This window comes from Paenibacillus sp. FSL H8-0548 (assembly GCF_038630985.1).
Taxonomy (GTDB): domain Bacteria; phylum Bacillota; class Bacilli; order Paenibacillales; family Paenibacillaceae; genus Pristimantibacillus.
Window position 1 is genome coordinate 748322 of sequence record NZ_CP152049.1, and the last position, 14115, is coordinate 762436.

The 14115-nt window shown below is 47.5% G+C and carries 13 protein-coding genes; 11 read left to right on the forward strand and 2 right to left on the reverse strand.

Annotation, left to right across the window (positions count from 1 at the left end; all coding sequences use genetic code 11):
- The first annotated feature begins 41 nt into the window (after positions 1–41).
- Positions 42–983 carry a glycosyl hydrolase gene (locus MHI37_RS03265; protein WP_256709774.1) on the forward strand — a complete coding sequence of 314 codons (942 nt, stop codon included), beginning with the start codon at positions 42–44 and terminating at the stop codon, positions 981–983.
- Between the two features lie 114 nt (positions 984–1097).
- Here MHI37_RS03265 and MHI37_RS03270 read toward each other — a convergent pair whose 3' ends face one another.
- Both MHI37_RS03270 and MHI37_RS03275 read right to left on the reverse strand, forming a co-directional pair.
- The gene (locus MHI37_RS03270) at positions 1098–1706 is read right to left on the reverse strand and encodes a transglutaminase family protein (RefSeq protein ID WP_076335121.1); all 609 of its coding nucleotides are present in this window, start codon (positions 1704–1706) and stop codon (positions 1098–1100) included.
- A 3-nt stretch (positions 1707–1709) separates the two neighbouring features.
- The gene (locus MHI37_RS03275; protein ID WP_076335122.1) at positions 1710–2318 is read right to left on the reverse strand and encodes an ANTAR domain-containing protein; all 609 of its coding nucleotides are present in this window, start codon (positions 2316–2318) and stop codon (positions 1710–1712) included.
- Between the two features lie 303 nt (positions 2319–2621).
- Between MHI37_RS03275 and speB (MHI37_RS03280) the strand changes: the two genes are divergently transcribed.
- The 10 genes from speB (MHI37_RS03280) (at position 2622) to MHI37_RS03325 (ending at position 14052) form a co-directional block, all read left to right on the forward strand.
- Entirely contained in the window at positions 2622–3605 is a 984-nt protein-coding gene (gene speB, locus MHI37_RS03280; RefSeq protein ID WP_076335123.1) for an agmatinase, read from the forward strand.
- Positions 3606–3626: 21 nt separating this feature from the next.
- On the forward strand, positions 3627–4604 hold the full coding sequence (speB, locus tag MHI37_RS03285) for an agmatinase (protein WP_076335124.1): 978 nt from the start codon (positions 3627–3629) through the stop codon (positions 4602–4604).
- A 41-nt stretch (positions 4605–4645) separates the two neighbouring features.
- Positions 4646–6283 (forward strand): ABC transporter substrate-binding protein, encoded by a 1638-nt coding sequence (locus MHI37_RS03290; RefSeq protein ID WP_076335125.1) that lies wholly within the window; start codon positions 4646–4648, stop codon positions 6281–6283.
- A gap of 30 nt (positions 6284–6313) precedes the next feature.
- Positions 6314–7321: an ABC transporter ATP-binding protein gene (locus tag MHI37_RS03295; RefSeq protein WP_076335126.1), complete on the forward strand. Its 1008-nt coding sequence runs from the start codon at positions 6314–6316 to the stop codon at positions 7319–7321.
- Positions 7322–7341: 20 nt separating this feature from the next.
- Positions 7342–8379 (forward strand): ABC transporter ATP-binding protein, encoded by a 1038-nt coding sequence (locus MHI37_RS03300; protein ID WP_076335127.1) that lies wholly within the window; start codon positions 7342–7344, stop codon positions 8377–8379.
- Positions 8372–9322, forward strand: coding sequence for an ABC transporter permease (locus MHI37_RS03305; protein WP_076335128.1), 951 nt, complete (start codon positions 8372–8374; stop codon positions 9320–9322). Before MHI37_RS03300 ends, MHI37_RS03305 begins: the two co-directional genes overlap by 8 nt.
- A 74-nt stretch (positions 9323–9396) precedes the next feature.
- Positions 9397–10284: an oligopeptide ABC transporter permease gene (opp4C, locus tag MHI37_RS03310; protein WP_144023602.1), complete on the forward strand. Its 888-nt coding sequence runs from the start codon at positions 9397–9399 to the stop codon at positions 10282–10284.
- 45 nt (positions 10285–10329) lie between these two features.
- Entirely contained in the window at positions 10330–11604 is a 1275-nt protein-coding gene (locus MHI37_RS03315; protein ID WP_076335130.1) for an MFS transporter, read from the forward strand.
- 116 nt (positions 11605–11720) lie between these two features.
- Positions 11721–12236 (forward strand): DUF2569 domain-containing protein, encoded by a 516-nt coding sequence (locus MHI37_RS03320; protein WP_076335131.1) that lies wholly within the window; start codon positions 11721–11723, stop codon positions 12234–12236.
- Positions 12237–12423: 187 nt separating this feature from the next.
- Positions 12424–14052, forward strand: a complete 1629-nt coding sequence (locus MHI37_RS03325) for a family 10 glycosylhydrolase (RefSeq protein ID WP_076335132.1) — start codon at positions 12424–12426, stop codon at positions 14050–14052.
- Positions 14053–14115: the final 63 nt, after the last annotated feature.

Below are 14115 nucleotides of genomic sequence, written 5' to 3' on the forward strand. Positions count from 1 at the left end.
GGCCATATGCAAAAATGACTTCTATATCCGAAGGGACGATAATGAGTATGAATGCACCTTTATTTCGAGACCCCGTCTATGACGGCGCGGCAGACCCTGTAGTAGTCTGGAACCGCGAAGCAAAAGAGTGGTGGATGATTTATACGAATCGCAGAGCGACAGCTGAGGGACCTAAATTCTCTTGGGTGCATGGTACGGACCTAGGCGTTGCCTCCTCGCGTGATGGCGGGAACAGCTGGCTGTACCGCGGCACGCTGCGAGGTCTTGATATCGAATGGGGCCGCAATACGTTTTGGGCACCCGAAATTTATTGGCATGATGGTCTTTATCATATGTACGTCAGCTATATTCAAGGTGTGCCTATTGACTGGCCGGACCATCGCCGCGATATTATGCATTACACAAGCCCGAATCTGCTCGACTGGACGTTTCGCTCCAAGCTTGCGCTAAGCTCCAATAGAGTAATTGATTCTTGTATTCATGAGCTTCCAGGCGGAGGCTTTCGGATGTGGTACAAGGATGAAGATAACGACTCCTTTACCTATGCGGCAGACAGCAAGGATTTGTTCGAGTGGAGCGTCATCGGACCAGTCATTACAGGAAGAGGCCATGAAGGGCCGAATGTATTTTGGCTCAAGGGCTCGTACTGGATGATTGTCGACGAATGGAGAGGGCAGGGAGTGTACCGCTCCGATGATTTGGAGTCATGGGAACGCAACGGACTTATTCTAGATCAGCCGGGAACGCGCGAGGATGATGGAGCGATTGGACTTCATGCGGACGTAGTTGTGCAAGGGGACAACGCTTATATTTTCTACTTCACGCATCCGGGCAGAGAAGGTGCACTTAATCAAGAAGGGCAAGAAAAACGATATGAGAGCCGACGTTCTTCGGTACAAGCGGCAAAGCTGGACGTTGTGGATGGTGTGCTTGTGTGCAATCGCGATGAGCCGTTTAAGCTTGAATTGCTGTCTGAAGAGTAAGTAAAGTAGAATGGTGAAAAGCGACAAGCTAACGGATGCAGTGTCCTTGGCTTGTCGCATTTTTGTCTGTAGGAGAGACGATACGAAAGCGAAACGAGGCAGCTGTTATTTGCATTAGAGGCTGGTGGGTAAATCATGTAAATACATATGCAGAGCATCGCTGTTTCTTCGTAATGCAGCAAGCGTAGTTGTGTGTGGATGTGCAAAAACAGTTGGGTACTCGGACTCTCCCATCGAATGCCGTACAGGAAATGCAAGTGCATCCTGCGTTACAGAAAATTCAGCGTGTACGCCCTCCTTGTTGCCGCGCGCATCCATACGTATCCATCGCTCATGCTCGCTTAAGTAAACGGCATTCATCGCATGAATACAGTAGCCGCTATCTGGCGTATCGCCAATCGTTAACCTCTGATAGCAAAAACCGGCCGGGATGCCCTGTACCCGGAGCAGTGCAGCTAGCAAGTTGGACTTTGCGTAGCAAATCCCCTCTTTATACAGAAGAACTTCAGTTGCCGTTATAGTAATGCGCTTGCTCTGAATATCCCAGGAGTGGGCAATCTTATCTCGCACAAATAGAAAGGCTCGCTCGATTCTTTCTGTCTCCGTATGGCCGGAAAGCTCAGGGCTGTGAACTAACTCTGTTATGGCAGGATCGTTGTAGTTGATTTCTTCTGTATTTCCTAGATAATGCTGGAGTAATGGAGAATCAATAATAAGCTTCAAACGTTAGTGTCTCCTCTCAGCAGCTTGCTGCTTGCTCGCTCCGCGTTTCTTTTCCTCGATACTATCATTTGAGCACGTTAAAATCGATTGCGCAACCTCAATTATTTTTTTGCGTTCCTGCATAGCCTTTTGCCGCATCATTTCGTAAGCCTTTGATTCGCTTATGTTATTTTTTTCGCTAACGATATACTTGGCATGATCGAGCAGCTTTCTTTCTTCGAGCTTGGACACCATAAAGGAGTATTCGCGTTCAAGATGCAGCCTTCGTTGATAATTTTTGATGCCTAGCAAAATTCCCCATTGAAGCTCGCTAGTATTCATGCCGCAGCATAAAATGCCATCGACCTTGCTATGCGGGACCTGTGTTGCCGGCTTCCATTCTTGGCACCACCATAGAAGAGGGACGTTATAATGCTCATTAGCTACAGACAGCCACTGCTTTAGACGAGAAGCCGGTGTATCCAATACGACAATATCAAATCGAATGTGCTTAAAGTTCGCCATTAAATTGGCATCCGTAGAGGAAAGTCGATAGTTCAGCTCTCTTAACCTATCATCAACCTTACATTCTTCAGTTGGAATATCATAAGCATACAAAGCACGAGTAATCATCCCGTCATCACCTCACTCACAAAATAATGTCTTAGTACGCGGGCTGCTGTAAATAAGTAATGCACAACTCTAGTATCTGTTATAGCTTGCAATCATGTCAATATTGTGTAATGAATTATTTTTTTTGTGTTAGGTAAGTTGACATATAGTTTTTGGTCATCGTATAATAGCCCTATCAAACAACTGCATACAGCAAATAACGCATCACACTTGAAAATTTGCTATGGCAAAGAGGCCGCTTAATATAAGCAGGCCTCTTTCTGCGCGCTTTGATAAATATCGAGGAAATGGGGTTGGTTTCAAATGAAGTATAAGCCTCTTATAGAAGTAGGGACGGGAAAGCCTCAATATTCAGGTATTTATACCTTTATGCATCTCCCACATGTGAAGACATTCGAAGAGGTTGACTATGCAATTATCGGTGTTCCCTTCGATACGGGTGTAAGCTACGGCATTGGAGCACGCTTTGGGCCATCGGCCATACGGACGATGTCACAACGAATTATGCCGATCTCCAGGCATCATGCCGTGAATACCTCCGACTATTTATCAGGGATCGATTATGGCGATTTAACCGTCTATCCAGGTTATATTGAGCAAACCTATAAGGCTATCGAAGAGCAGCTGACGCCGATATTTGAAGCGGGGATCGTACCGATTATGCTCGGAGGCGATCACTCCATTTCCCTTCCGCATTTAAGAGCAGCAGCTAAGCAGCACGGACCTGTGGCGCTCGTTCATTTTGACTCACATACGGATACAGGGCGTTCGGCCACACCGGAGAGAATGTGGAATCATGGCTGTGTATTCAGCTACGCGGTCGATGAAGGCTTAGTTGATCCTCATCATTCTATTCAGATGGGTATGCGGGGAAGCGCTTATGCAGCTAATATGCTTGAAGAATCACGGGCTATGGGATTTGAAGTTATGACGACTGATGATGTTAAGACAATCAGCATCCCGGAGCTATGCCGGAAAATTAAAGAACGAGTGGGTGACCGTCCAGTGTTTCTCACCTTTGACGTTGACTTCTTAGATCCCGTGTATGCACCAGGCACTGGAACGCCGGAGGTGGGAGGCTTCTCCACATCTGAGGCTCAGCAAATGCTTCGTGGACTCGCGGGCATCGACTTCATTGGCTTTGATCTTGTAGAGGTGCTGCCTGATCGAGATGCAAGCTATGTCACAGCGCTTAACGCGGCTAATATCGCTTTTGAATTTGTTGCCCTGCTTGCTGCAAGCCGCAGACTTCATGTTCTAGAAGAAAATCAAGCAGAAGCTATATAAACCAATAAGGGAGAGATTATTATGTACCGTCCGCAAATCGAAATGGGTAAGCCGCTTTATTCTGGAATTCATACCTTTATGCATCTTCCGCATATTCAAACATTGGAAAATGTAGACTTTGCCGTAATCGGAAATCCATTTGATACAGGCGTGAGCTATGCGGTAGGCGCAAGGTTCGGTCCCAGCTCCATTCGCACAATGTCCCAGCGTATTCGGCCGATATCCGTCGTTCATAACATTAATATCTCCGATTACTTGTCCGGGATTGATTACGGCGATCTTCGAGTGTATCCAGGCTACATTGAGCAGTCTTATCAAATTATTGAAGAGCAGCTAACACCAATATTTGAAGCAGGAATTGTTCCTGTAATACTGGGAGGCGATCATTCGATTTCCTTGCCGCATTTGAGAGCAGCCGCAAAGAAGCATGGTCCTGTAGCGCTCGTTCACTTTGACTCTCATTCGGATACAGGCAGAAGCCAGTTCCCAGAACGGATGTGGTCTCATGGTGCGGTGTTCAGCTACGCAGTCGATGAAGGCTTAGTTGATCCGCATCATTCGATTCAAATGGGGATGCGAGGCAGTGCCTTCAAGGCAAGCGGCCTCGATGATGCTCGTGCGATGGGCTTTGAAGTCATGACTACCGATGATGTTCGCAAGCTGACGATTCCAGAGCTGTGCGCGAAAATTAAGGAGCGGGTAGGCGACCGTCCAGTATTCTTGACCTTCGATGTTGATTTTCTTGATCCGGTGTATGCGCCAGGGACGGGAACACCAGAAGTTGGGGGCTTCACAACCTACGAAGCGCAGCAAATGCTTCGCGGCTTAGCTGGCCTTGATTTCATCGGCTTTGATTTAGTAGAGGTGCTTCCAGACCGAGACACTAATCAAATTACAGCTCTAAATGCCGCTAATATTGCTTTTGAATTCATTTGTTTGCTTGCGGTTAAGCGACGTATCGAGAATGAGTCCATAGAGGAATCAGTCGTTTCCATATAAGAGCTACAAAATAAAATTAGATACGATAAGGGGATAGGAACATGGGGAGAGTATTTGGAAAACTAACTGCGATAGCCATACTTAGTGCAATTTTGGTTACAGGCTGCGGTACATCCGCTCAGAAGAACGGGGGTGCCTCAGGGGCTGCCGAGGGTACGAGCACGACGACAAAAAATCAATTAACTATCGGGATTACAAATCCTCCTCTAATGTTCAATCCTATCGATTCAGATGGAAGCGGCTCAAGCGGCGCCGTATTCGTTTACCGCTACTTATTTGACTCTCTGGTTAAGACAGTCGGACCGCTGGATTATCAAATGATGCTCGCAGAATCCTTTGAGACGGATGATAATCAGACTTTCCGAATTGCGCTTAATCCAGATGCCAAATGGACGGATGGACAGCCGGTCACAGCTGAGGATGTTGCATTTACAATCAATTTGATTGCTAATCCGAAGACGATTACGACGCAGCGGACTTCTATTAAAGCGTTAGGCGGGCTTGATGCGAAGGGCAGGCTGCCAGAGGGTGTTGACTCGCTCAGCTCTATCAAGGTCATTGATGAGAAACACCTTGAGATTACGACAGGCAGTCCAGTGGATGCCAACCTCATCTATGAGCGCTTCTCTGATATTCTGATCGTGCCGAAGCACATATTGAAGGACGTTGATCCTGCGCAGTTGAATCAAAGTGCATTTTGGAGAAATCCGAATGTGACCTCAGGCTCATATAAGTTTGTAAAGTATGAGAACAAGTCGTATGTCGAGCTTGCAGCCAATGAGGAATATTACAGAGGAGCTCCGGAAATTGCTAAAGTATTTATCAAAATCATGCCTGCTGCAAACATCGTAGCACAGCTGCAGTCTGGCGAGCTGGACATGAATGCGGCGCAAGGCACAGGTAATATACCTGCTGCTGAATGGTTAACGGTAAAAACCTTTGACAACGTTGCGACAAGCGAGGCACAAACCAGACGGTATAATTCCATTGAAATCAATATGGAGCGTTTCCCGGATAAAGAAGTACGCCAGGCAATTGCCTATGCGATAAACCGCAGCATGATTGTAGATCAATTGATGCCAAATGCGGGCGAGCTGCAGGATGGACCGTATTCCAATTCTCATCCCTACCATGATGAAAATGTAAAAAGCTACAGCTATGATCCTGAAAAGGCCAAGGAACTATTGAAGAGCTCAGGCTTTGATTTGAAAAAACCGATCGAGCTTATCGTACCTACCGGTGATCGTACTCGTGAGATGGCAGGGAACATTATTCAGCAAAACCTGCAAGCGATTGGACTTAATGTGAAGCAAGTGAATTATGATTTTCCAACGACGGTCTCCTATCTTGTAAAAGGTGATTTCGATCTCGTACTGAGCAGCGCTTCCAGTCTAATGGATCCGGATGGGCCGTCGACGGTGTACAGCTCAGCAGGTGCGCTCAATGATATGCGTTTCTTTAATGATCGAGTGGATGAGCTGTTTCAACAAGGGATGAATGAGGTGGACGCTACGAAGCGACGCGCTATTTATACGGAGCTGCAAGGAATCATTCAAGAGGAGGTTCCAGTCGTTACCATTTACTCGGAATACAATCTGATGGCGCTTGCCAAGGATGTGAAGGGCAAGGGCGGAGTAATTGACGGAATGCATTATGACGTAAATATTTGGTCGCGTTAATTGAATGATAGGAGAGAGGGGGGAGACGCCATGGACCAGCTCTTGGAGGTTCGGCAGCTGCGAACGGCTTTCCGTACGGAGGGCGGGGAGGTCATATCTGTTGATGATGTCAGCTTCTCATTGCGGCAAGGAGAAACGCTAGGAATCGTTGGGGAATCCGGCTGCGGCAAAAGTGTAACGTCGCTTTCGATACTGAAGCTGCTGGGGCGCAACGGCTATATTAAAAGCGGCTCGATTCGTTTTAATGGGACTGATTTGACGACGATGCCTGAGAAGGAGCTGGGTTCGATTCGTGGTAGGGATATCGCGATGGTGTTCCAGGACCCGATGTCTTCACTGAATCCTGTCTATACGATCGGCAATCAGCTGTCTGAAACGATTCGCATCCATTTGGGCCTTAATCGGAAGGATACGCGGGAGCTCATCATTGAGCTGCTCAAAAAGGTAGGGTTTCCGCGTGCAGAGCAGATGATGGATCAATATCCGCATACGTTGTCCGGAGGAATGAAGCAGCGCGTCATGATCGCTATGGCGCTTGCTTGCCGGCCGAAGCTGCTCATTGCAGATGAGCCAACTACGGCATTGGACGTTACGATACAGGCGCAAATTCTTGAGCTTATTCGCAATATTCGCACGGAATCGAACACGTCAGTCATGCTCATTACTCATGATTTGGGTGTCGTTGCCGAAAATGCTGACCGCATTATCGTCATGTATGCCGGTCAAGTGGTGGAAGAGGCGAATGTGTATGAGCTGTTCGATCATCCGAAGCATCCCTATACGGTCGGTCTGATGGGCTCCATACCCCATATTGATTCAGGAAATGAGCCGCTGCGCTCCATTCCCGGCACGGTGCCTTCCTTGCAAAATATGCCGAGCGGGTGCCGGTATCAGTCGAGATGCACGATGGCACAGGAAATTTGCGGGGATGCGCCGCCGCTCGTAGAGGTGAAGAGCGGCCACCATGTACGATGCTGGCTAGCTAATGACGCAGCGCTTAAGCACGGCATAGAAGCTCGAAATGCCATACCATTATAAAGGAAAGAAGGGATATAAAGATGCTGATGACCAAACGAGTAGATAACGCGTCCGAAGAGCCGTTGCTAAAGTTGGAAGGGATTAAGACGTACTATCCCATCAAGAGGGGCATATTGTCCAAGACTGTCGGCCATATCAAAGCGGTAGACGGCATTGATCTTTCCGTCTATCAGGGCGAGACGGTAGGGCTGGTTGGCGAATCAGGATGCGGCAAATCATCGCTTGGGCGAAGCATAATTAAGCTGGAGGAGCTGACGGAAGGGCGCATTATGTTTAAGGGACAGGATTTAGCGCCGCTAAAGTCATCCCAAATGCGCAAGCTTCGCACCGACATTCAGATGATCTTTCAAGATCCCTATTCTTCCTTAAATCCGCGCAAACGGATTATTGATCTCATGACAGAGCCGGTGAAGCTGCTGCTTGGAATGAGCGAAGCACATGCCATACGGCTTGCCGCTGAATTGATGGAGGTCGTTGGTTTGCCGGTAGCTAGCCTTGGCAAATATCCGCATGAGTTTTCGGGCGGACAGCGGCAGCGAATCGGCATTGCCAGAGCAATTGCTCTTAGGCCGAAGCTCATCGTTTGTGATGAGCCGGTCTCCGCGCTGGATGTGTCCATTCAAGCGCAGGTCTTGAACCTGCTTAAGGATTTGCAGAAGCAATACAATCTTACTTATTTATTTATCGGACATGGGCTGGGCGCTGTCAAATATATGAGTGATCGCATTGCGGTGATGTATCTGGGGAAAATTGTGGAGATAGGCACAGCGAAGGAGTTATTTGAATCACCCAAGCATCCTTATACAAGGGCGCTGCTGGATGCTTATCCCGTCCCTAATCCTCATTTGCGGAGCAAGCCGCGTATTGTACTGGAGGGTGATGTGCCAAGTCCAGCTTCACCGCCAAGCGGATGCAGGTTTCATACCCGCTGTCCGATGGCTATGCAGGAGTGTAAGGAGCATGAACCGTCAATTGGCAGCTCAGGTCATGCTGCAGCCTGCCATTTTCCACTCGAGAACGATGCCGTCGCCGGCTTGATCGGAGCTGCCTATGGTTAACTACATTATTCGAAGAATACTGATCGCTCTTCCCATTTTGCTTGGCGTAACCTTTCTAAACTTTGTACTTATTAATATGACGCCCGGTGACCCGATTGATATGTATGTCAATCCGGACGTATCGGAGGAGGACAAGGAGGTTCGCCGCGAGGCGCTCGGTCTTAATGATCCTTATTTCATCCGGTATGTGAAGTGGCTGGCTCTGCTCGTTCAGGGTGATCTCGGTCATTCCTTCAGCTCCTTCCAGCCCGTTGCGGATATGATAGCGGAGCGATTCGTTCCGACTCTCATATTGATGGGCTCTTCGATTCTATTTGGCTATTTGATCGCTATTCCTATCGGTATTTATTGCGCGGTTAGGCAAAATACAAAGTTTGATTATATTATGTCGGCAGGCTCATTCATGGGCGTATCTATTCCGAATTTTTTCTTGGGACTGGGACTCATTTATGTATTCGGAGTTCTGCTAGGTGTTTTGCCAACGGGCGGGATGAATACGATGGGCGGCGAGGGCGGGTTTTGGGATACGGTGAAGCATTTGGTGCTGCCGACCATAACGCTGGGTACCTCAATAGCAGGTGGAATGATTCGGTATGTGCGCTCCAGTGTGATGGAGGTGCTGGGTCAAGATTATTTGCGCACGGCAAGAGCAAAAGGATTAGGCGAGTTCATTGTTGTGAATAAGCATGCGCTCAAAAATGCTCTGATACCAATTATTACGATAGCGGGGCTCGACATCCCTATCCTCATCGGTGGAGCAGTCATTACGGAAAGCATTTTCCAATGGAATGGGATGGGACAGCTCACGATTCAAGCGATACTCTCTCGCGACTTTCCGCTTCTTATGGGCGTTAATATGCTCGCAGCAGTGGTGGTGCTGACAGCCAACCTATGGTCCGATCTGATGTATGCTGTGGTGGACCCGCGTATTAAATATAATTAAGGACCGTAGAGGAGAAAGGGGGAACGTACATGTCTTATGGCAGTGTGCAAAAGGATCTCAACGCATCGGACTCGATGCTGGCGTTTATACGCCCCGAGCCTGTTATCTATAAGTCGGACAGCTATGCGAAGCTGATTGCCAAACGTTTTGTTAAGCATAAAATGGCGGTTGCGGGACTAGTTGCGTTTATCCTACTGGTCTTAATCGGTATATTTGCGCCTTGGATTGCCCCGCAAGATCCGAACTTAATTGGCAATGCCTTCTCAGCTTCACCATCCTCTGCGCATTGGCTGGGAACGGACCAGGTTGGGCGCGATGTGCTCAGCCGTCTCATTCATGCAACAAGGGTATCTTTAATGGTTGGGGTTGTAACGGTAGTAATCTACATGGTAATTGGAGTTATCGTGGGAGCTGTTGCTGGTTATTTGGGCGGATGGGTAGATATGGTCATTAATCGCATCATTGATATCTTCATGTCGTTTCCAAGCTTGATGGTCATTCTCGTATTAGTTACGGTACTAGGGACAGGCTTATCCAATATTATTATTGTACTTGCTTTGCTGGGCTGGCCTTCCGTTGCCAGACTGGTGCGCGGCAGTGTACTTACGCTTCGAGAGAGCGAATTTGTAAAGGCTGGCGTTACGCTTGGCTTAAGCACACCGCGGCTAATATTCGGCCATATTCTTCCGAACTGCATGGGGCCGATTTTGGTCAATGCGACCTTCGGAGCGGCTGCGGCTATCCTATCTGAATCCTCGCTTAGCTTTTTGGGCATGGGTGTGCAGCCACCCACGGCGAGCTGGGGCAATATGCTTAATGCTGCGCAGTCGATTACGGCGCTGCAAAGCCAGCCATGGCTGTGGATTCCGCCTGGCATGATCATTGTTGTTGCGGTGCTGTCTATTAACTTTATTGGCGATGGCATTAGAGATGCGATGGATCCGAAGAAAATCAATGCTTAACGATAAGGAGAGAACGGCAAAATTAATCGAAGCTGGTGGTCATTCATGCAAGCAAAACTTCAACTGCCAAAGCTGCTGGCGGGACTGAGTACTTTGCCTAGAGATGCGATATTCTTTCTCATGGCGAGCTTCGTCAACTCCACGGGCAAAGCGATTATGTGGCCGCTTACGACGATTTATGTCCATAATGTAATGGGTAAATCGTACGGTGAGGCAGGACTTGTTTTATTATATCAGGCATTATTTAGTGTGTTTGGCGAGTTTATCGGTGGAAATCTGTATTACCGTGTAGGCCCGAAGGCGATGATTACGGGAGCATTTTTTGTATCTGCGTCAGCATTGTTTGCGATTGCTTTGACAGACAGTTGGACCTTGTATGTGATACTGGTCTGTATGCTGGGCGTATCCAATGGGATATCTATGCCCTCTATGAATGCTTACGTAGGCTTTCGTTGGAAGGAGCATCGACGCCAGCTGTATAACGTCATGTATGTGTGCAACAACTTTGGCCTCTCTATTGGAGCTATGGTAGGCGGGTTAATTGCTTCAATATCGTTTTCGCTAACTTATATGCTGACGGGCGGGACTACTCTGGTGTTTGCGATATTTTTGTTTTACTTTATGAAGGAAAGCAAAGCAAGCGATCTTATTGATGGCTCTTTGGATAGCAAGCCGAAGAAGGCCGCTCCGCAGGTTGTAATGAATAGGAAGCAGCTGCTTGGCAATTTTCGAACCTATCTATTTTTGGCATTCGGTTCTATGTTTTTTTGGCTATCCTTCACGCAGTGGTCGACCGGCGTAGCGCCGTATATTGACGAGAAGGGTCTTGACTTAAAATATTACAGTCTGCTGTGGACGGTTAACGGTGTGGTTATTCTAGCAGGGCAGCCGCTTACGAGCTGGATCAAAAAGCGGTTTGCGCAGGATATCGTCAAGCAAATGGTGATAAGCGCAGCTTTTACTGTAACGGCGTTTTCCTTCGTTCTCATCTTCCATGATTATTACTTCTATTTAGTTATTGGAATGATCTTAGCTACGCTAGGAGAGATGATGCTCCTGCCTACCATTCCGACCTTCTTCTCTGAACGTACGGGTGTGTATGCTCCTTTCTATATGGGCCTAGCCGGCGGCTTTGCCAATCTCGGAAGAATGATCGGTCCTTTGGTATTTGGCCATGTTTTCGATTGGTGGGGGATTGCGCCCGTATTTCTCATCGGTACGCTCGCCGCGCTCGCTGCACTGCTCATGTTCTTTATTCATGCGAATTTGAACAAAGATTCAGACCAAAGTGCCGAGCTAAAGCTAAGCACCTCTATTTGACTTCCCCAAATGCAACACCTTATCGATTAGTTGATGGTTTACGAAGGCCGGCTCCTCTTTGTTGAGGTGAACCGGTCTTTTGTGCTTCTGGAAGATAGCGGAGGAGGACATTTATTTTGGAAAGTGGTACATCGGAACAAATCGTTAGAGAGAAGCATCAAGTTCCGCTTGGAATATCCGGTCTGGGAGGCTGGCTGGTCCTCGTACATATAGGCCTGTATGGCTCAATTGTAGGCTTGTTTGTTCTACTTTTTCAATATTCATTGCCAGCGATTTATCCAGAAACGTGGGAGTTTCTTACTTCAAAAAGCTCGGAGGTGTATCATGCCTTATGGGGACCAGCCATTATCTTTGAGCTAGTATATAATATCTTGTTAATATTGTTTTCAGTATATTCACTGATTCAGTTTTATCGTAAGAAAGCAATTTTTCCTCGTTTAATGATTATTTTCTATAGCGTAAGTTTTATCGTTGGCGTTATTGACTCCGTATTGCTGTACCAAATCCCGCTTGCTCGCGAGATGGAGGATAGTACCATAATAAGTGATGCTGTACGTCCATTTTTAACCTGCGCCATTTGGATTCCTTATTTCCTAAAATCTGTGCGAGTGAAAAATACGTTTGTAAAATAAAACAGCGCGACCTTTACGGTATAGTGACCGGGAAAGGCGCGCTGTTTTTTTGTGAATTAGACTCTGCTGGCATTAGGCGAGGTTTTAACATCTGTTTTGCTGCTAAGCGCAACCAATGCCCTTTAGGTAGCGTCTAATTTTTAGAGATCATTTTTTTCATCGTATGAGGATAGGAGAATCGGAAAGTATGAAATTAAGAAAATGGACAATCTGGCTGCTGCTTGCAGCTATTTGCATGGTGATAGCAGCGCCAACGAGTCAGGCAGCTCAGGCAGCAGATATTCGCATATTTATGAATGGCAAAGCGATTGAAAGTGAAGTGGCGCCTTATATTGTTCCAAAGGCGAACGTAACGATGGTTCCGCTGCGAGTGATCAGTGAGGAGCTGGGAGCAAGTGTCAATTGGAGCTCTTCGGAGCGGCTCGTTACGATTAAAGGCAAAGCTAACAAAACCATTACGATGAACAGCGGCAGCACCTTTGCGACAGTTGATGGGGCGCGCATTAGTCTAGGTGCTTCCGTTGCGGTTAAAGCAGGAAGAACGATGGTACCGCTTCGGTTCGTCAGCGAGCAGCTCGGTCTAATCGTCAACTGGAACCAAGCAGACAAGACGATTACGCTGCTGAGCGCTGTGATTGATGATACGCCAGGCAGCACCTCGCCGCCAGTGCAGGTGCCAGATCCGGAGCCTATCCCACCAGGTACAGGCTCGGAGGAACGAACGGAGCTTCGCGGGGCTTGGGTGTCTACCGTGTATAATTTGGATTGGCCGTCTCAATCCTCCTATCTAAATCCCGTTAAGCAAATGGGAGAATACATCAGTCTGCTCGATGATTTGCAGGATATGGGTATGAACGCGGTGTTCGTACAGGTACGTCCTGCAGGTGATGCGTTATATCCGTCCCAAATCGTGCCATGGTCAAAATATTTGTCAGGCTTCCAAGGCTTGGCGCCCAATTATGATCCGCTCGCTTTCATGATCGAGGAGACGCATAAACGAGGTATGGAATTCCATGCGTGGTTTAATCCATTCCGAGCAAGCGTGGATACAAAATCAGATCTGCTCGCTGCCAATCATGTGGTGAAGCAGCAGCCGGATTGGATTGTGAATGCAGGCGGCAAGCTCTACATTAATCCAGGCATTCCGCAGGCGCGCCAGCATATTATCGATACCATTTTAGAGGTTGTGAATGGCTATTCAATTGATGGTGTGCATTTGGATGATTATTTCTATCCGTCGAATGTGGAGTTCGCTGATGATGCAGCCTTTAAGAGCTATAACACGGATAAAATAAAAACAAAGGCAGACTGGCGCCGCAGCAATATTAATGCTTTTGTTCGTCAGCTAGGTGAATCCATCCATAAGGCTAAGCCACAGGTAGAGTATGGAATCAGCCCGTTTGGCGTGTGGAGAAATCAGTCAGTCGACAAGACGGGGTCAAATACTAAGGCGGGCGTTACAGCCTATGACAATATGTATGCAGATGTACGGACCTGGATCAAGAACGGGTGGATCGATTACGTGACACCTCAAATTTATTGGAGTTTATCCTTTACGGCTGCTCGTTACGATACGTTAGTTGATTGGTGGGCGCAAGAGGTGAAGAATACGGGGGTTGATCTCTATATCGGCCACGCACCTTACAAGCTGGGAACGAAGGAAGCGGGCTGGCAAAGCGCGCAGGAGATTGTTAATCAGCTAAAATATAATAAAAAGTATACCGAAGTGAAAGGCGATGTTTTTTTTAGCGCCAAGGATATTCGCAATAATCAGCTAGGAATCAAGGATGCGCTGCGGACTTATTATTCGAAATAATGGCTGGAATTATAAAACGTTCATGCTTGCTGCTAACTCGCAGCTAAGCATGAACGTTTTTTC